This is a genomic window from Halobaculum roseum (assembly GCF_019880245.1).
Classification (GTDB): domain Archaea; phylum Halobacteriota; class Halobacteria; order Halobacteriales; family Haloferacaceae; genus Halobaculum; species Halobaculum roseum.
On record NZ_CP082286.1, the window covers coordinates 1 to 19,132 of the forward strand.

At 72.8% G+C, this 19,132-nt stretch carries 16 protein-coding genes and 1 pseudogene; 12 read left to right on the forward strand and 5 right to left on the reverse strand.

Annotated elements, in window-relative coordinates; genetic code table 11:
- Positions 1-105 precede the first annotated feature (105 nt).
- Both K6T36_RS00005 and K6T36_RS00010 read left to right on the forward strand, forming a co-directional pair.
- Positions 106-1,647, forward strand: a complete 1,542-nt coding sequence (locus K6T36_RS00005) for a replication factor C large subunit (RefSeq protein WP_222922029.1) — start codon at positions 106-108, stop codon at positions 1,645-1,647.
- 81 nt (positions 1,648-1,728) lie between these two features.
- Positions 1,729-2,784 carry a zinc-dependent alcohol dehydrogenase family protein gene (locus K6T36_RS00010; RefSeq protein ID WP_222922030.1) on the forward strand — a complete coding sequence of 352 codons (1,056 nt, stop codon included), beginning with the start codon at positions 1,729-1,731 and terminating at the stop codon, positions 2,782-2,784.
- 34 nt (positions 2,785-2,818) lie between these two features.
- On the opposite strand, the gene K6T36_RS00015 is transcribed toward K6T36_RS00010, so the two are convergent.
- The 5 genes from K6T36_RS00015 to K6T36_RS00035 all read right to left on the reverse strand — a co-directional run bounded on the left by K6T36_RS00015 (position 2,819) and on the right by K6T36_RS00035 (position 7,380).
- Positions 2,819-3,547 (reverse strand): amino acid ABC transporter ATP-binding protein, encoded by a 729-nt coding sequence (locus tag K6T36_RS00015; RefSeq protein WP_222922031.1) that lies wholly within the window; start codon positions 3,545-3,547, stop codon positions 2,819-2,821.
- Complete coding sequence (locus K6T36_RS00020) at positions 3,547-4,383, reverse strand: amino acid ABC transporter permease (RefSeq protein ID WP_222922032.1); 837 nt, start codon at positions 4,381-4,383, stop codon at positions 3,547-3,549. The genes K6T36_RS00015 and K6T36_RS00020 overlap by 1 nt, the downstream gene beginning before the upstream one ends.
- Positions 4,384-4,389: 6 nt before the next feature.
- Positions 4,390-5,199: a basic amino acid ABC transporter substrate-binding protein gene (locus K6T36_RS00025; protein ID WP_222922033.1), complete on the reverse strand. Its 810-nt coding sequence runs from the start codon at positions 5,197-5,199 to the stop codon at positions 4,390-4,392.
- A gap of 126 nt (positions 5,200-5,325) precedes the next feature.
- Entirely contained in the window at positions 5,326-6,201 is an 876-nt protein-coding gene (locus K6T36_RS00030) for a COX15/CtaA family protein (protein ID WP_222922034.1), read from the reverse strand.
- Positions 6,202-6,291: 90 nt separating this feature from the next.
- Entirely contained in the window at positions 6,292-7,380 is a 1,089-nt protein-coding gene (locus K6T36_RS00035; protein WP_222922035.1) for a tubulin/FtsZ family protein, read from the reverse strand.
- A 149-nt stretch (positions 7,381-7,529) separates the two neighbouring features.
- Between K6T36_RS00035 and K6T36_RS00040 the strand changes: the two genes are divergently transcribed.
- The 10 genes and pseudogenes from K6T36_RS00040 (at position 7,530) to K6T36_RS00080 (ending at position 19,132) form a co-directional block, all read left to right on the forward strand.
- Complete coding sequence (locus K6T36_RS00040; protein WP_222922036.1) at positions 7,530-8,162, forward strand: DUF7310 family coiled-coil domain-containing protein; 633 nt, start codon at positions 7,530-7,532, stop codon at positions 8,160-8,162.
- Positions 8,159-8,560, forward strand: a pseudogene (locus K6T36_RS19140) (DUF7311 family protein); the annotation flags it as partial. The gene K6T36_RS00040 and the pseudogene K6T36_RS19140, both read left to right, overlap by 4 nt.
- A 116-nt stretch (positions 8,561-8,676) precedes the next feature.
- A complete protein-coding gene (locus tag K6T36_RS00045) occupies positions 8,677-10,764 on the forward strand; it encodes an ATPase, T2SS/T4P/T4SS family (RefSeq protein WP_222922037.1) in 2,088 nt (695 codons plus the stop codon).
- Positions 10,761-12,611 (forward strand): type II secretion system protein, encoded by a 1,851-nt coding sequence (locus tag K6T36_RS00050; protein ID WP_222922038.1) that lies wholly within the window; start codon positions 10,761-10,763, stop codon positions 12,609-12,611. The genes K6T36_RS00045 and K6T36_RS00050 overlap by 4 nt, the downstream gene beginning before the upstream one ends.
- A 44-nt stretch (positions 12,612-12,655) precedes the next feature.
- The gene (locus tag K6T36_RS00055) at positions 12,656-13,150 is read left to right on the forward strand and encodes a DUF7283 family protein (protein ID WP_222922039.1); all 495 of its coding nucleotides are present in this window, start codon (positions 12,656-12,658) and stop codon (positions 13,148-13,150) included.
- Complete coding sequence (locus K6T36_RS00060; protein WP_222922040.1) at positions 13,125-13,535, forward strand: DUF7285 family protein; 411 nt, start codon at positions 13,125-13,127, stop codon at positions 13,533-13,535. Before K6T36_RS00055 ends, K6T36_RS00060 begins: the two co-directional genes overlap by 26 nt.
- The gene (locus K6T36_RS00065) at positions 13,532-14,491 is read left to right on the forward strand and encodes a DUF7284 family protein (RefSeq protein ID WP_222922041.1); all 960 of its coding nucleotides are present in this window, start codon (positions 13,532-13,534) and stop codon (positions 14,489-14,491) included. The genes K6T36_RS00060 and K6T36_RS00065 overlap by 4 nt, the downstream gene beginning before the upstream one ends.
- Entirely contained in the window at positions 14,488-17,754 is a 3,267-nt protein-coding gene (locus tag K6T36_RS00070) for a DUF7286 family protein (RefSeq protein WP_222922042.1), read from the forward strand. Before K6T36_RS00065 ends, K6T36_RS00070 begins: the two co-directional genes overlap by 4 nt.
- Before the next feature lie 34 nt (positions 17,755-17,788).
- Positions 17,789-18,223 (forward strand): DUF5791 family protein, encoded by a 435-nt coding sequence (locus K6T36_RS00075; RefSeq protein WP_222922043.1) that lies wholly within the window; start codon positions 17,789-17,791, stop codon positions 18,221-18,223.
- A gap of 18 nt (positions 18,224-18,241) precedes the next feature.
- Positions 18,242-19,132 carry an SDR family oxidoreductase gene (locus K6T36_RS00080; RefSeq protein ID WP_222922044.1) on the forward strand — a complete coding sequence of 297 codons (891 nt, stop codon included), beginning with the start codon at positions 18,242-18,244 and terminating at the stop codon, positions 19,130-19,132.

The following is a 19,132-nucleotide window of genomic DNA, read 5'->3' on the forward strand; positions in this document are numbered from 1 at the left end:
GCGTCGACCCGGTTACCGCGGCTGCGACCGCCAACCGGCGCGATGGCACGGCGATGGTCGACGCCGTCCACAATCACTATACGCGGCTCGCTCCTCCCCCCGGTAATGACCGACTGGACGGAGCGGTACCGCCCGTCGTCGCTCTCGGAGCTCCGGGGCAACGACAAGGCGGTGAAGGGGGTCCGCGAGTGGGCCGACACGTGGGACGACCACCGCGAGGCGCTCGTCCTCCACGGCTCGCCCGGGGTCGGGAAGACCTCCGCGGCGCACGCGCTGGCGGCCGACATGGGCTGGGAGACCGTCGAGTTGAACGCCTCCGACCAGCGAACCGCCGACGTGATCGAGCGGTACGCCGGCCGCGCGGCGAACAACGCCACCCTCGGCGGGTCCGCCGGCGGCGACGACACCGGCGGCCGCCAGCTCGTCATCCTCGACGAGGCCGACAACATCCACGGGAACCACGACCGCGGCGGCAAGAGCGCGGTGACGGAACTGGTGAAGAACGCCGGACAGCCGGTGGTCCTCATCGCCAACGAGTACTACGACATGAGCCGCGGGCTGCGCAACGCGACGCGGGACATCGAGTTCCGCGACGTGGGCAAGCGCTCCATCGTGCCCGTCCTCCGCGACATCTGCCGCAAGGAGGGGATCGAGTTCGACTCGGACGCGCTCGATCGCATCGCCGAGCGCAACAGCGGCGACCTCCGCGGCGCCGTCAACGACCTCCAGGCCGTCGCCGACGGGAAGGAGCGCCTCACGCTGGAGGACGTGATCACCGGCGACCGCGACCGCTCGATGGGCGTGTTCCCGTTTCTCGATCTGGTCCTGAAGGAGACCGAGTCCGCCCGCGAGGCCCTTCAGTCCAGCTACGACGTGGACGAGACGCCCGACGACCTGACGAAGTGGATCGAGGACAACATGCTGAAGGTGTACGACGCGGAGGAGGCGACCCGAGCGTACGACCACCTCGCCGACGCCGACGTGTGGCTCGGGCGGGTGTGGGCCAGCCAGAACTACTCCTACTGGCGCTACGCCGGCGACAACCTCTCGGCGGGCGTCGCCGCCGCCCGCGACGGGACGAAGGGCGGGTGGACGCGCTGGGGCCGCCCGCAGTTCTACCACTCCACCTCAAACACGAGCGACGAGGTCGTCCGCGCCATCGCCGAGCGCGGCGGCTTCTCGATGGACACCGCCCGGCGCGCCGTCCTCCCGTACCTCCAGGCGATGACGCACCACTGCAAACCCCGGGAGCTGACGGTCGAGATGGCCGCCGCCTACGAGTTCGAGGCGGAACACGTCTCCTTCGTCACCGGCTCCGGCGAGACGACGAACAAGGTGGAGTCCATCGTCGAGGACGCCGAGGAGCTGCGCGCCGAGCGCATGGAGGACCACTCCGGGGGCGCGTTCGCCGGGATCGCACCGAGCACGGAAGTCGAGGAGCGTGAGGACGCCGACGCGGAGGGCGCGAGCGAGGGCGACGACAGTCAGACGAGTCTCGCGGACGCCGGCGGCTCGGCGGATTCCGGCGGGTCGGCCGAGGCGGCCGCCGGCGACATCGGCGACGACGCGGACGAGGACACCCGCAATGTGGACCCGGAGGCCGCCGAGGAGGACGACGGGCAGTCCGGGCTCTCGGACTTCATGTGACCCGCCCGGGGGACTGACGCGCCCGCTCCGCTGCTCGCCGGGACACACCGACTTTTCACCCCCGTCCACGAACCCCGGCCCATGCAAGCGGCCGTCCTCCGCGAGTACGGGGAGCCCCTCGACGTGACCGACGTATCCGAACCGGATCTCGAACCCCACGGCGTCGTCGTCGACGTGGAGGCGTGCGGCATCTGTCGCTCCGACTGGCACGCCTGGATGGGCCACGGCGAGTGGGCCGACGACCAGGTCCCCCTCGACTACGTGCTCGGTCACGAGCCCGCGGGTACCGTCGTCGCGGTCGGGGAGCGCGTCGCCTCCGTCGAGGAGGGCGACCGCGTCGCCGTCCCGTTCAACCTCGGCTGCGGCGCCTGTCCGGAGTGCGTGAACGGCCACGGGAACACCTGCCTCGACGGCCACGCGCTGGGGTTTGAGCGCGCGGCGCCGGGCGCGTTCGCCGAACGGGTCCACCTGCCACACGCCGACTACAACGCGATGCGCCTGCCGGCGGGCGTCGCCCCCCGCGACGTTGCCGCGCTCGGCTGCCGGTTCATGACGGCGTACCACGCGCTGGAGCACCGCGCTCACGTCGGCGCGGGGGAGTGGGTCGCCGTTCACGGCTGCGGCGGCGTCGGCCTCTCGGCGGTCCAGGTCGCCGACGCGCTCGGCGCACGTGTGATCGCCGTCGACGTCGACGACGGCGCGCTCTCGCGAGCGGAGGCCGCCGGCGCCGACGAGACCGTCCGCGGCGACGCGGTCGACGTGCCGAGCGAGGTCGAGGCGATCACCGGCCGGGGGGCGCACGTCTCGCTGGACGCGCTCGGGCGGGCGGAGACGTGCCGCAACTCCGTCGCCTGCCTCCGCGAGCGCGGCACGCACGTCCAGGTCGGGCTGACGACCGACGCGGAGAAGGGAGCGGTGTCACTGCCGACGGACGCGATGACGCGCTGGGAGGTCGACTTCCTCGGCTCGCGCGGGATGCCGCCGACGCGGTACGACGAGCTGCTCGGGCTGTTGGAGGCCGGCGACCTCGATCCCAGCGTGCTCGTCGGCCGCGAGGTCGGACTGGACGAGGTCCCGGAGCGACTCGCCGCGATGACCGACTACGAGACCGAGGGGGTCGAGGTACTGACCTTCTGAAGGAGACGGGGAGAGTCGCCGACGGCGCCGGCCGTTACAGCAGCTTCGAGAGGAACCGCTGGCCGCGCTCGGTCGTCGGCTGCTCGAAGAACTGCTCGGGGGGCGTCCGTTCGACGATCCGGCCCTCCGACATGAGGGTGATCGTGTCGGCGACCTCGCGGGCGAACCCCATCTCGTGGGTGACGACCATCATCGTCATCCCCTCGTCGGCCAGGTCGCGCATGACCTCCAGCACCTCCCCGACCAGCTCGGGATCGAGGGCGCTGGTGACCTCGTCGAACAGCATCACGTCGGGGTCCATCGCGAGCGCGCGGGCGATCGCGACCCGCTGTTGCTGGCCGCCGGAGAGTTCGCTCGGGTACGATCCGACCTGATCGCCGAGCCCGACGCGTTCGAGCAACTCGCGGGCGTCGGCCTCCGCGTCCTCGGGTCGCACGCCCTTCACCTTCTTGGGCGCGAGGGCGACGTTCTCAAGCGCCGTCTTGTGCGGGAAGAGGTTGAACGACTGGAACACCATCCCGATGCGCTGGCGGAGCACGTTGATGTCGGCGTCCGGGTCGGTGAGGGGCACGCCGTCGAGGCGGATCTCCCCCGACTGGATCTCCTCCAGCCGGTTCGTACACCGGAGGAGCGTCGACTTCCCGGAGCCGGAGGGGCCGATGACGACGGCCACCTCCTGTTCGTCGATCTCCAGGTCGATGTCCTTCAGCACGTGCGTCTCGCCGAAGTACTTGTTCACCTTCTCGAACTCGAGTAAGGACATCAGTCGTCACCTCCGTGGGTCGCCGGGTCGGCGCGGTCCTCCAGCGTCCGGATCACCTTCCCGAGCGGAACCGTGATCATGAGGTACGTGATCGCGACGAGGACGATCGGCGTCCACGCGTCGAACGTCGCGGAGTTGACCTGCCGGAACGCCGAGAGCAGCTCCGGGATCGCGATCACCGTCAGCAGCGAGGTGTCCTTCACGAGGATCACCTGGTCGTTGCCGATGGCGGCCAGCGAGTTGCGCCACGCCTGCGGGAGGATGACCTCCCGCATCGACTGGATGTAGCTCATCCCGAGCGAGCGGGCGGCCTCCATCTGGCCGTCCGGGATCGACTCGATGCCGCCACGGAGCGCCTCGCCGACGTACGCGGCGTGATTGAGCGTCAGGCCGATGACCGCGGCGTAGTAGTTGAACTGGTCGATGGGGAACTGCCCCGGCGGCCACAGCTGCGGCACGCCGAGGTAGATGACGAACAGCTGGAACAACAGCGGCGTCCCCCGGAAGAACTCGATGTAGCTCTTGGCGATCGAACTCGTGAGGCGTGTCCGCGAGACCCTCGCGAGGCCGACCACGACGCCCGCCATCACCGAGAGCACGCTGGAGATCACCACGATCCCGATCACGCGCAGGAACGCGAAGGTGAACTGCGGGTAGATGATGTTCACCAGCAGGCCGTAGTCGACCCGGGCGAACAGGATGTAGCCGATGAACGCCACGACCCCGAGCGCGAACACCGAGGTCCCGATCACGCCGATCCGACGGAAGGTCCGGTCGTTCAGCTGTTCGAGGACGCCGCGGTCACGCTCGCCGACGCGCTCGGTGTCGGTCGCCATCGAGGGTTACCCGGCGAAGTACTCGCTGTAGATCTCGTCGTACGTGCCGTTCTCGCGGATCGTCTCGAGCGCGCCGTTGACCTCCTCGCGGAACTCGTCGTCGTCCTCGCGGAAGGCGATGCCGTAGTTCTCGACGGTGAGCGTGAGGTACGGCGGCGCCTCCTGGTCGGACTCGGCGGCCGCGCCCTCGCCCTCGACGAAGCGGACCTCGCCCTCGCCCTCGCCGTTGACGAACTCCGCGCTGACGGTGTTGTCGTTGATGACGGCGTCGATCTGACCGTTCAGCAGGGCGCTGAAGGCGTCGGGGATCTGGTCGTAGCGGTTGATGTCGAGGTCGCCGTCGAATTCCTCCTGCAGCTCCACGGCCGCGCCCTCGCCGGTCGTTCCGCGCTGGACGCCGACGCGAACGCCGCGCATGTCCTCCTGTGCGGTGATGTCGGAGTCCTCGCGCACGACGATCGTCTGGTAGGCCGTGAAGTACGGGTCCGAGAAGTCGACCTCCTCATCGCGTTCGTCGTTGATCGTCATCGCGGACATGATCACCCGGAAGTTCCCGTTGTTGAGCGAGCCGATGATCGTGTCGAACGACGTCTGGACGAACTCGTGTTCGTAGCCGAGCTGGTCGGTGAACACCGCCTGTGCGATGTCCACGTCGAAGCCGGTCAGCTCCCCGTCGGTCGTCTCGTACTCGAACGGCCGGTACGGGATGTCCGACCCGATGGTGATCGTCTCGCTGTCGCCGCCGCCGAGGCAGCCGGTGAGCGCCAGTCCGGCGCCCGCGGCGCCGGCGGACTTCAGGTACGTGCGTCTGTCCATGACAGGGGTAGCTACTGCCGCCCGGCTATTAGTCCCCTTCGGTGGGTCGCGACGGCGAAAGAATTTCCGGCGACGCCCCGGCCGACCGCTCGCGGCGTCGTCGCTGCCGCGTCAGTCGTCGCCGCGTCAGTCGTCGGTCGATCCGTAGGCCGGCTCCGAGACATCGGGCTCGACGCCGCGCAGCGCCCACGCCGCGCCCGCGGTCAGCGCCACTGCGGTCGCGAGCACGAGCCAGTTCACGAACCGCACGCCGGCCGAGTACACGACGAGGTCGCGACCGAGCACCATCCCGACGAACAGCAGCACCGCCGCGGCGCCGGTCGCGGCCCGCGGGATCAGTTCGTCCAGTTCGCCGAGCCAGCGCGTCGCCGCCAGCAGCGACGCGAACGCCGCCAGCGACACGGCGAAGAAGCCCGCCTGTTCGACCGGGGAATACGACGAGACCGGGTCGATCCGCGCGAGCACCCACGCGACGAGCAGCCCGACCAGCCCGGCGCCGACGGCGAGGCGACCGCGTGCGAGCGCGTCGCGGGAGAACCGTCCGTCGTACGCGAGCAACGTCGCGTACGACAGCAGCGCGAAGATCGAGAAGCCTGTGAGGAAGTGCGCCGCGTGCACCGGCGCGGAGTAGCCGCCCGGCAGCGCCCCGTTGAGTGTCACGGTGACGGCGCCGAAGATCGCCTGCATCGGCGTGAGCACCGTCGCGAGGGTAACCGCGAACCGACCGCGGGTCGACACGGATCCCCGTGAACGCCACGCCCACACCGCCGCACCGAGGATCAGGAACCCGGTGATCATCGCCCACAGCCGGTGGAACCACTCGATGAACGACGGGATCGACTGCGGGAGCACGCCCCCGTCGCACAGCGGCCACTGTTGGGCACACGCGAGTCCGGAGCCGGTCGCGGCGGTGTAGATCCCGAGCGAGATGAGCGTCAGCGCCATCCCGGTCGTGAACGCCGCGTACCGACGGTAGCTGAGCCAGTCGGGTCCGCGTGACATTGGCCGATACTCGGGGTTGCGGCTACTTAGAAAACGCGGTCGCCACGTCGATCCGACGTCGTCTCGCCCACCTCGTCGGCGACGAGCGGCTCACAACAAACTATCGAGGTCGTCGTTCTGGAACAGCTTGTCGGTCTCCTCGCGGTCCTGTTCCTGTCGCTGTGCCTCCTCGCGGGCCTCCTTCGCCTGCCGCATGAACTCCTCCAGCCGTTCGGAGCGCTCGACGCCGCCCAACAGCACCAGCGACGCGAGCCGTTCGGAGTCGATCGGGAAGTCGCCGCCGCGGACCTGCATCGAGCCGGTCTCCTCCTCGAGCCACTTGCGGGCGCGCTCGACGCCCTTGCGGGAGATGCGCTCGGGCTTGCCGGCGACGACGAGCAACGCGGCGTCGGCCTTCGTCGCGTTCGGCAGGCTCGTCCCGGTGAGGAGGGCGTTACGGGTAACGCTCGTGACGACGTTGACGTTCGTGTCGGCGTCGTCGTCGGCCTCGGCGCTGGCGTAGCCGAGCGCCGCGACCCCGCCCGACCGGAGCGTGTTGATCACCTCGCTGGAGTCGACGACGGACTCGCCGACGCCCTCGACGGCCTCGCCGGAGGCGAACAGCAGCCCCACTCGGCGGGCGATGGACCTGTTGATGCTGTCGAACCCCTCCTCCAGGCTCTCCCCCGAGGAGTGCCACGCGTCGTTGTCGATGAGGATCGTCGCGTCGGCCTCGCGGGCCAGCGTCTTCAGCGACCGGCCGGCGTTCACCTGGTACATCGCGCCCTCGCCGCGTCCGGGGAGGATCCCGAGCCCGTACACCGGGATCTCGTACACGCGACTCAGCTCCTTCGCGAGCACCGGGGCGCCGCCCGAGCCCGTGCCGCCGCCCAACCCCGCGACGACGACGATCGCCTCCGCCTCGGCGGTGATCCGGCCGTCGAGCGCCGACAGCACCTCGCCGATGTCCGACTGCATCACCTCCGCCCCCAGCTCGTTGTCGCCGCCCACGCCGTGTCCCTTCACGCGGTCCTGTCCCACGAGGACCGTATCGATCGACAGCGGCTGCAGGTCCGCCTCCGCGGTGTTGACCGCGAGCGCCCCCCGAACGGACTCGAATCCCATGTCGTGGTCGAACTCGACCAGCGAGGAGGTGACCTTGCCGCCGGCCTGGCCGACGCCGATGAGGACCGTTTTCATACACACGCAGTTGGCGCAGCCCACCGCTTGAATCTTCCCACGGTCGCGGGTGTCGGGGCGAGCCACCGCGACGTTCCTCGATCGACCCTCCGCAGTCTTCGACATTCACCGCCCCGAAGTTCAAATATGAACACGCGGCCATCCCCCGCATGTCGCGCGATATTCCGAGCGGATCCCCGCCGGACGACGAGCATCCGACGGACGCCGACGGCGACTCCGTCCCAGGGAGAGCCGCCGTCGACGACCTCCGAACCAGGCTCGCGGCCGTCGAGCGCGCGTGCTCCGGCGACCCGGACGCCGGTCCGGCAGACCTCGCGGACGCCGCCGAGGCCACCGCGGAGCTGCAGAATGCGTCGGAGCGGATCGACGAACTGGAGGACCGCGTCGCCGAACTCGAATCGGCGACCCAGGCCCTCCGGGGCTACGTCGGGTCGATACGCGCGGTGAACGAGCGCGTCGAACGACGCGCCGACCGGGCGCTCGCGGCGGCACGCGCGGGGTCGCCCCGGGAACGATCCACGTCGGAACGACCGGCCGGGGGGCTACCGGGCGGAAAGACGACAACCGAGGGTCCACGGGCGAACGCGGGGGAGCACCACCCGGACGATGCCGGGGGAGGTGACGTGTTCGTCGCCGGCGACGGGGGCGTTGCGTCCGGCATCGACGGGGACGGGGTGTCCGGCGCCGACAGGAGCCCCGTCCACGAGGGATCGGATCGCGGATGCGCCCCCTGTGACGACGACGCGGCGCCGTTAGTCGAGCGACTGCGCGACGTGCTGTGATCCGCGTCGTCCTCGCGGTCGCGATGGCGGCAGCCCTGTGTACGGCGTCGCTGCCGGCCGTCGACACCGCGCGCGTCGAACGGACGACGGCGGCACTCGATCGGGTCCCGGAGCGGATGGACCGCGCCGCGCTGTCGACGCTCGCTGCGGAGCCGGCGCGACCCTCGGCGACCGGATCGGCACCGACGGCGCGACGCGTCGTGTCGTTCGCCGTTCCCGGCGGCTCGCTCGCCGCCGCGCGCGTTCGAGCGCTCGCGCTTTGTTCGGGCGACGAACAGGGAACTGCCGTATTCGTTCACGCCGTGGGCGACGCGGAACCGTCACGAACGGCGCTGTCGGCTCCCTACGACCTCCCGGCAGGCGGGATCGCGCTCGGCGGGCGTCAACGGGTGTCCCTCTCGCTTGTTCCCGTCATAACGGAGACGGACGGGAGCGAGCGCCGCATCCGGCTTCGACTGCTCCCCCCGGCGACCGCGGACGCAGGTTCAAGTACCGAAACGGGACCACCTCGCCTATGCGATCCTTCGACGGCCTCCGCGACCGCGTCGCCGGCGGACGGAGTTCCGACGGACGCGACCCGACCGGGCACGGAACCGACGAACGCGGCGTCGAGTCGCGCGGGCCGTCCGAGGACGGCTGTCGCTGTCTCGCCGAGTTCGACGGTAGTTCGGGTCCCGGTCCCGGGTCGGGGGCCGGTCCCGGATCGGGGAGCGCTGGCGGCCCGATGAGCGGCTCGACAGTGTTGCGCGTCGACGCGTCGAGGTGTTCCGGGGGCGATCTCGCGGCGGACCCAGAGTGCAGGGCGACGGTGATCGACGCGCTCGCCGACCGCGACGCCGACCTCGTTCGCGTCCGGAGCGGCGGCCTCGACCGGTTCTACGGGGGAGATGCCGCGGCACTGCTACTTGCCGCCGGCCGGTTCGCGGAGGCTGCGGAGGGCTACGACCCCGCCCTCGCGATGCGCGCTCGCTCGGCCCCCGTCGCGGTCGCCCGCGAGGCGGTCGGACGCGCCGGGCCGGTCGCCCGGCTCGCAGCCGAGACGGGGTTCCTTGGGTGGGCCGACGGGGGCGACGACGCCGGGAGGCCACCGAAATCGCTCCGGGCGAGCGTCGCCCCGGCGGGGGCGCTGGGGCGAACACGGCCGACGCGCCCGTCCGACGCCGTGTTTCGCGGGACGACCGATCTCCCCACGGGCGGAAGCGCGACCGTGTACGACCGCCCGGACGGACTCCCGCACTATCACCTCACGCCGGCGACGCGGGCGTTCTCGACGGACGCGCTCGACGTGTTGGCGACCGCGGCCGACGCGCTCGCGACGGGCGAGATCTCACACGGGCCGCGGTCCCACCGGCGTGCGGTTCGGCACGCCGCCTCCGACCGGCGGTCGGGCTCGACTGACGCTGGAGGATCGCCTGAACCGCTCCCGATCGAGTCGCTGACCGAGGCGCTGCGGCGCCATACGCGGGGACTCGGCGTGCTGGACGAGCTGTTCGCCGACGGCTGCGTGACCGACGCGTACCTGTCGGCGCCCGCGGCGGACGGGCCGGTCCGGGCGGTCGTCGACGGCGAGGCGATGACGACGAACGTCCGGCTGTCGGCGGCCGACGTCGACGCGCTGGCGTCTAGAGTCCGCGCGGCGAGCGGGCGGGCGTTCTCCCGCGCGTCGCCGACGGCCGACGCGGCGTTGGGCGACGTCCGCGTGGCCGCCGTCACCGACCCCGCGAGCGACGGTCGGGGGTTCGCACTCCGCCGGCGCGACGACGACCCGTGGACGCTCCCCCGACTCGTCTCCGTCGGCTCGCTCCCCCCGCGGGCAGCCGGGTTGCTGTCGGTCGCGGTCGAGCGCGGGGCCGCGATCCTCGTCGCCGGCCCCCGAGGGGCTGGAAAGACCTCACTGCTCGGCGCGCTGTGTCTGGAAGTTCCCGTCGACACCCGGATGGTCCTTATCGAGGACACCCCGGAGCTCCCGGTCGCGGCGATCCGCGATGCCGGCCGCGACGTGCAGCCCCTCTCCGCCGGAACCGACGGCGACGACGTACTCGCGCCGACAGACGCGGTCCGGACGGCGCTGCGGCTCGGCGAGGGCGCGCTGGTCGTCGGCGAGGTCCGCGGATCGGAGGCGCGGGCGCTGTACGAGGCGATGCGCGTCGGCGCCGCCGCCGACGCGGTCCTCGGAACGATCCACGGGACCGGCGGCGCGGCGGTCCGCGAGCGCGTCGTCTCCGACCTCGACGTTCCGGCGTCGTCGTTCGCCACGACGGATCTGGTCGTCACGCTCGGCCCCGACCGTGCGCTGGCATCGATCGAGGAGGTGCACGGTCCGGCTCAGGGCGATCTCACGGCTCTCGCGGAGCGCGACGGCGGGGAAGGCGTCTGGCACGACGACGGACAGGGCGACGGCGGCGAGAACCCTCACACTGCGGCGACGCCGACGGGGAGGATCGACCGCGGCGAGAGCCGCGTCATCGCCGACCTCGCCGGTCCGGGTGAGGCGTACGCGGACGTTCGCGACGCGGTCCGACGCCGGGCGCGGACGATCCGAACGCTCGCGGACGCCGGCAGAACGGAGACCGCCGGGATCGACGCGGCGGACGACCGATGATCTCGTGGACGGCCATCCGGCACGGGATCGGGCGTGCGACTGCGATGGCCGTGCGTCAGTTGCCGGAGCGCTACCCCGACAGAGTCGAACCCGACGAAAACCTCGAACGGGCGTGCGCGTTTCTCGGGCTCCCCGTCGACGCTGAACGGTTCGAGACCGTGGCCGCGACTATCGGCGTCCTCCTCGGAGGATGTACGTTCGTCGTCGCGTTCGGGTGGTCCCTTCTCGGTGGATCCGCGGATCCGATACGGGCCGTCCCGATCGCCGTCGGGGTCGCTGCGATCGTTGGCTGGGGCCTGTTCACGGGGATCCGCCGTGCGCCCGAACTCGCCGCAGCCGTCGCCAGGACCCGTGCCGTCGCGGACGCGACGACCGTCGCGAGCGCGCTTGCGCTGTCGCTCCGGCTCACACCGGTGCCCGAACGGGCGGTCCGGTTCGCCACGAACGGCGGGGACGGCCCGCTCCACCGAAGCCTCGCCAACCACGCCGATCGCGCCGCGGTCGCCGGCGACGGCGACGGCGGCCTCCGAGCGTTCGCCGCGGAGTGGCGCGAGTGGTTCCCTGCGCTCGACCGGTCGGTCGCCCTCCTGCTCGCCGCCGCCGACGCCGACGCTGGGGTGGACCGGATCCGCCTGCTTGAGCGCGCAGTCGCGACCGTCGAGGACGACCTCCGCGACCGGACGGCGTCGTTCGCCGGCGACCTCCGCGCGCCGGTCACCGGACTGTACGCCTTCGGGGTGTTGCTCCCGCTCGCGCTCGTCAGTACGCTCCCGGCGGCAGTCGCAGCCGGCGTGACGATCCCGCCGTGGGCGTTCGTCGCGACCTACGACCTGGTGTTGCCCGCGGCGCTCGCGGTCGTGGCCGGCCGACTGCTGCTCCGCAGGCCGGTCGCCTTGCCCGCACCGCGTGTCGACGCGACGCATCCGGACGTTCCCGACCGACGGGGAGTCGCGTTGCTCTCTGGCGCGACGGCTGCCGCAGTGGGATGGGTCGCGGCCCCCGTCGTCGCCGGCGGGTGGGCGAGCCCCGTGCTCGCAGCCGGCGCTGGCATCGGGACCGCCCTCTGCGTCCATCTGGGCCCGCGGCGGGAGGTACGGCGGACGATCGAGGAGCGGAACCGCGGGCTGAGCGACGCGCTCGCGCTGGTGGGACGCCGCGTCGCCGACGGCGAGGCCGTCGAACGCGCGCTTCCGGCGGTCGCGGCGTCGCTGTCGGGACCGACCGCGGATGCCCTCGCGGCCGCGAGCCGGCGGATGTCGGCGCTCGGGATCCCTGTCGGCACAGCCCTCGCCGGCGACGGGGGACCGTTCGCCCCGGACCGTGGATCCGGCGGCCGAGCGTCCGGCGCGGTGGTCGCGCTCGCGGTCGCGGCGACGGTGGGTCGTCCCGCCGGCGACGCGCTGGTGGCACACGCCGACCGGCTCGACGCGCTCGCGGCCGCCGAGCGTGACGCACGACGGGAGCTGGCGACCGTGACGGGGACGCTCCGCGACACCGCCGCCCTGTTCGGGCCGCTCGTCGGCGGCGCGACTGTCGCGCTGGCGGGGCGGCTCGACGGACTCGGGGGGTTCGGCGGGGCCGGCGGGATCGGGTCGGGTGTCGGCGAGGTCGGGCGGCCAGCCGGTGGCGCGGTCGCCGGCGAGGCCGCCGCGCTCCCGGCGTCGCTCGTCGGGCCCGTCGTCGGCGTGTACGTCCTGATGCTCGCGGCCACGTTGACCGCGTTCGCGACGGGGTTGGAGCGCGGGCTCGACGTGACGGTCGTCGGCTACCGCGTCGGGCTCGCGCTCGTCGCCGCCAGCGGCGCGTTCCTCGCCGGGCACGCCGCCGTCGCGATGCTCGTCGCGTGACCCCGCACGAGGGTTCAAATACCGGAACGGGACCACCCCGGCACATGATCGACGCACCACTCGACGTCTGGTACGCCTGGCTCGGGCTCGCCATCGCCGGCGCGGTGACCCTGGGAGTCGTGTCGGGACTCCCGACGGCCCCGCCGCCCGACGCCGTCTCGGTCGCAGCGACCGTCGACACCGTCGCCGCCGCCGACCCGCCCGCGACGGCCCGCTACCGGATCGCCGCCGACCGCGTCAGGGTGACGACCCGCGGCGTCTCGTTGCGCTCCGACGGCGGCAGCGCGTTCGCCGGCTTCGGGACGGACACGGTCGTTCCCGTAGACCCCGGCGGCCCGCTCGCCGGCGTCGTCCTCGGCGACCGCCCGCGTCGCGCGTTCGATTCGCCCGGAGAGTTCGCCGTCGCGGTCGCGACGGCGCGCGCTGAAGGGTCGCCCACGGAGACGGACTCGGGTGGCGATTGGACCGCGGGTCGGACGCTGCACGCCCGACACGTCTCGTGGGGGGAGACGGATGTCACGCTCGTCCTCGTCGCGTGAGCGCGCGTTCGCCGAGCCGACCGTCGCGCTCGCGGCGGTGCTCGTGCTGTCGCTCGGCGTCGCCGCCTACACGGTCGTTCTGGGCGGCGTCGGCGACCGGGGGCCGACGGCCGAGCCGACGCTGGAACGCGTCCACGACGAGATCACGGTCGGCGGCGTCGCGGACCCGGAGCGGCTTGACCGAGCCGGCGCCGTGATCGCTCGGACAGACATTCGCGCGAACGCGACCCTGCGCGTCGCCGGGCGACGGTGGCGCGTCGGGCCCGCGGTTCCCGATCGAGCCGGGGCTGCCCCGACGCGCGCGACCGCGAGCAGGCGGGTCGGCGTCGCGCTCGAACCCGGACGCGTTCGGCCGGGGCGACTCCGAGTCACGGTGTGGCGATGACCGGGTCGCTGATCGACGTGTGTCTCGCGCTCCTCCTGATCGGCGCCGCGGCCGGAACGCTCGTCGGCGCCGACGCGGAGGCGGGCGCCGGGACGGCGTCGTCGCCGTCGCGAGCGAGCGGGACCGCCGAGATGCTCGCGTCGTCGACGGCGGCGGTCGAGTACACGCTCTCGCCCGTTCGCGAAGGGGCGGGGACCGACAGAGGGGCCGCGTCACCGGAGGCGACGCGCGTTGCCCACGCGACGCTGGCCGAACACCTCGCGCGCGCCGCGGTCAGGTCGACGACGTTCGACGCCCCGGTGTCGGACGACGACACGACCGCGGACGATGGGGCGATACCGTCGGCGACGGTCACGGACTACCGACGGGCGGTCCGTGAGACGGTCGCAGAGACGATCGGTCCGCGGACGAGGGTGCGCGCCGTCTGGCGTCCGCTCCCGTGCGACGACCGAGGGGGTGCGGATCGGGACGGAGCGAATCGGGGCGGCGCGGACCGAGACAAGGCCGACCGGGACGGGCGCGACCGGATCGGCGGCGAAGTGACGGTCGGCCCCCGGCCGCCCGCGTCGACAACTGTCCACGCCGCTCGGTTCGCCGTTCCGGTCGCCCCGTCGTCGGAACCGATTTCGAGCGACCGGGTCGACGCTGACAAGCCCTCGCGCGCCGCCGTGCGGACGGTCGCTGTGCTGTTCCCGCCCGACCGCGTCGCCGCGGCCGCCCGCGGCGACTCCGCGGCCGCCGCCGCCGTGATCGAGCGGTACCGTGCGGTCGGCGATGCCATGGGCGTAGACGCGGTGGGCGCGCTGGAGCGCGGCGGACCGCGGGAGGCGAACCGCGAACTCGCCACGGCGCTTGCCGAGCGATACTCGGGGGACGGTGTCGCAGAGGAGACCTCCCCGTGTGGACTCGGGGACCCGAACCGCGTGACCGTCGTCGTCAGGACGTGGTCGCCGTGAGTGCCCGAACGCACTCTGGCGGTTCGGTCGTCCCGATCCGCCGACTCGGTATCGGATCGGCCGCCGTAAGACGCGGGAGTGGCGTCGGGGGCAGCGGCGGCAGCGGTGGCGACGGCGACAGGGGGATGGTTCCCTTCGCGCTGATCGCCGTCGTCCTCCTGCTCGGCAGCGTCGTCTACGCGAACACGCTCGCGCTCGGCGGGCCGGTCGTCGTCGACACCGCCGCCGACGACGCGCTGGATCGGGCGGAGTCGGTCGGCAGGCCGACAGTCCGCGCGGCGGCGACCGCCGCTGCGCGGGAGGCGGCGCTGCATCCGGTGACGACGCCGGCGAACACGAACGCCGGCCGCGCGCTCGATCCCGACCGACCGTTCCGCGACGCGCTCAGGCTACGGATCGCGCTGGCGTCCGCCGAGGCGCTGGCGAACGCGCGGACCGACGCCGGCGGCCTGACCGCGACCGCGTCGCTCCCGGCGGTCGACTCGTCGGACGACGCCCGAGCCGCAATCGAGCGCGTCTCGGTCGCGCCGCTCGCGAACGGTACCGCGATGCGCGTCACCGTCCGGAACGTGACGCTCACGGCGACCCGCGGGGGGAGCGTCGTCGCGACGCGGCGGGTGAACTACACCGTCGCGGTGGCGGTCCCCGCCCTCGCGATGCACGACCGAACCGTGGCCTACGAATCGCGACTGAACCGCTCCCCGTTCGAGGGGCCGGGGCTCGGTCGGGCGCTCACGTGGCGCCTGTGGTCGGTCGCGCAGGCCCGCGGCACCGCGCAGTACCTCGGCGCTCCCGTCTCCAACGTGCTCGCGTCCCGGCACGTGGAGCTGTCGACGAACGCCGCGTCGCTGCGCGCACAAGGGGCGGCGTACGGCCGCAGCGACCCCGCGGGCCGCGCCGCGATGATCAGGGCGACCGGCCGCGTCGGGGCGCAGGATCTCCTCGTGCCGGCGATGGACAGCGGACCGTCGTGGACCGGTCGCGTCCTCGACGCGGGCGAGACGGCGACGGCGCCAACAGGCGGGTCGCCGTCGACCGCGACCGAGGAGGACCGCTGGGGCCCGAGCGGCGGCGCTGCCGGCGCCGACGACATCTCGGTCGGGGTGAACGCGACCGCGGATCGGGCGTTCATCGCGTTCCTCGACGGCGACTCCGCACGCGGATTCGACGCCGCGATTCGCGGCGCGTACCGCTCTCGAGCGACGCGACGCGTCAGCGTGATCGGTGCCACGCGCGCACAGCGCCCGCCGCCGTCGCCACCGGGGTCCAATTGGACGCTCCTGTCGGAACGAGACCAAGAGCAGGTCGTCGTCGTCGACCGCGAGTCGCGTCGTGGCTCCTCCGCGAGGTCTGTCGCCGACGAACGGCGGACGGTCGCCGTCCGGCACCGGGTGACGCGGCGGTGGACGAGCAACGGGTCGGTCCGGACGACGACGGCGACGTGGACGGACCGCTACCGCGTCCGGGTCACGCTGTCGGTCGAATACGTGCCGAAAACAGGGCCGGATCGACCGACAGATCCCCTCTACGTCCGGGGCGGAGCGCTCGACGGTCCGAACCTTGCGGACCTACCGGGAGCCGCGCGGGCGGAGTTGTTGCCGCCCGGGGCGGCGGATCGGGAGGCCCGATCCGCGATCCGTGCCCGAACGAACGAGGTCGGTTTCGGAGATTCGACCGTCGATCGGACGATCGTTCACGGAACCCGTCCGACCGGGCTCGACGACTGGGTGTACCGGGATCTGATCGGCGTTCGCGAGGAGGTCCGGAACGTTTCCGTTCCCGTGTCGCGCTCGGCCGTCGCCGCGGGGGAGGCGAACGCCGCCCGACGGTTGGCGACGGCGATCAGGAGCCGACGGGCAACGCTTGTCGACGCCCCGGAGACGTACGACGGCGCCGCCGACCGGGCGCGGGTGACCGCCAGGGCGGCGTACGTCGACGCCGTGCTCGCCGATCTCGACGCGCGGGCCGCCGGCTCGACCGCGCGAAACGACGCGTATCTCGATCGGGTCGGACGCCTCCGCGGGAACGCGGACGGGCGGATCGACGAACTCGCGCGGGTCGCCGCAGACGCCACCGCGCCGGAGCCGGCGCCCGCCGGACAGTGGCGCGCCGGCGAGGTGACGTTCACGCCGCATGGAACGCCTGGATACCTCCCGGTCACGGCCGTCGACTCCGAGCACGTCGCCTCGCTGGCGCCCGGAGAGACGGTCCATCCGCTTGCCGCGCGCAACACGAACCTGTTCGCCGTGCCGACCGACGACGCCGCGGACGCCGTCACCGACGCCGCGCTCCCCCCCGAACGTACCGCGTCACTTCCGGAGGCAGGGCGGGCCCTCGTCGCCGCCAACCGGACCGCCGCGGCGACGAACGCGAGCCCGCCCCCGGACGGCGACGACGATCGCGAGCGGGCAACGCTACGACGACGAGTCGCCGACGGACTCCGTGCGGTCGACTCGCGCGCCCTCGCCGTGCTCGACCGCCGGACGTCGCTCCCCCCGGGCGACCGGATCGCCGCGGTTCGCGCGGCGAACAGCCGGTGGCCGGCGCCCGGAAAGCGGACGGCCGCGGTCGTCGACGGGTCGTACGCCGCCGCGGTCGCGCGCGCCGCGACCGCCCGTGCCGGAACCGGCGACGGCGACGAGATCGATCGGGATCGGCTGGCGCTCCGGCTGCGCGTCCAAACCGCCGACGCCGCGACGAACGCCAGCGTCGACGTTCCCGAGGGTATCCGCGCCGGCACCGTGGACGAGACGCGGGCGGCGCGGCGCGCGGCGTTGCGTCGGGCGGCCAAGCGGGCCGGCTCGAACGCCACCGAGCGGCTCCACAAGCGGTACGGGATGGGGAAGCTCGGACCGGTGCTGGCGGGGCTTCCGGTCGCGCCGGTCCCCGGCTACTGGTACGCGACGGTGAACGTCTGGGACGTGGAGGTCGCCGGCGCGTACCCCCGGTTCGCGGTCACCGCCCCGGTCGGCGGCCCGGACGGCGGCGACGGGCGAGTCCGCTACGTCCGCGACGGCCGGAACGTGACGATCGACGTGGACGGCGACGGGACGGCCGAGCGGGTCGGCCGCAGCGACCGCGTCGCGTTCCGGACGTGGACGGTGGTCGTGGTCGTCGTTCCGGCCGGACCGTCCGGCGTCGGCGACGTGGACGGGAACGCCGACGAGCGGTCCGCCGGCTGGCCGTGTCCGTCGGTTCCGAAGGGCACCGGAACGTCGACGGAGACCGCAGTCCCCGGCTGTCCCGCGTCGGGCGGGGAGTGACAACGGTTTTGCCGTCGCGGCCGGGAGCAGGGGTATGCTCTATGACGCCCTCGCGGAGCCGGACGGGGCGACACCGAAGGATCTGCTCGAGGCGTACGCGACCGAGCTGGCGGCAGCGCTCGACGGCGCCGATCCCGCGACGGTGGCCGCCGAGACCGGCGTCGACGAGTCGGTCGTCGCGGCGATGGCCGCCGGCGACGCCGACGCGATCGCGGGGGTTCGCCTCGCCGACGCGGCGGCCGTCCTCGAACCGGAGGAGGGTGTTCCCGCCGACGACATCGCCTACGAGGTGCGCGATCACGTGATGATGGAGATGGTGACGGCCATCCTGGACGTGGACACGATCGCCGCCGAGATCGACGCCGACCTCACCGGTCAGGAGGTCCAGCAGGCGCTGGAGGGTCGCACGCGGCTCACGCTCGGCGAGTTGGCCGAGATCCAGGCGCTCATGATCGAGCGGACGCCGTAACCTCGGGAGCCCCGAACCATGCACGTCACGATCATCGGCTGCGGCTACGTGGGCCTCGAACTCGCACGCCAACTGCTCGCCGACGGCCACGAGGTCGTCGGCGTCCGCCGGTCGCAGTCCGGGCTGGACGCCGTCGAGGCGACCGGCGCGACGGCCGTCGCCGCCGACGCGACGGACCCCGACTCGCTGTCGGCGCTGCCCGACACGGACGCCGTCGTGTTCGCCGCCAGCTCCGGCGGCCGCGGCGCCGACGCCGCCCGCGCGGTGTACGTCGAGGGGCTCCGGAACGTGATCCGGGAGTACGGCGCCCGCGAGTCGCCGCCGGACCGCCTCGTCTACACCTCCAGCACCGGGGTGTACGGCGACCACGGCGGCGACTGGGTCGACGAGGAGACGCCGTTGGACCCGACCACCGACAAGACCCGCGTGCTCGCGGAGGCCGAGCGCGTCGCCCGCGAGGAGGCGGCCGCGGTCGGCATCGACGGCACGGTCGCCCGCTTCGCGGGGCTGTACGGTCCCGACCGCTACCGGTTGGATCGGTACCTCGAGGGCCCGGTAACCGCGGGCTACCTGAACATGGTCCACCGCGACGACGCCGCCGGCGCGGTGCGGTTCCTGCTGGAGGCGGACCTCGCGCGCGATGAGGTCGTCCTCGTCGTCGACGACGAGCCCGCCGACAAGTGGGCGTTCGCCGACTGGCTGGCCGACGAGTGCGGCGTCGACACCCCCGAGAAATGCACGAAGGAGGAACGGATCGCGGCGGGTGACATCTCGACGGCCGCCGAACGCCGGATCCGCACGAGCAAGCGCTGTTCGAACGACCGGCTCCGGGAACTGGGATACGAGTTCAAGTACTCCACGTATCGAAGCGGATATCGGGCGGCGATCGAGGCGTATCGGGGCGAGTAA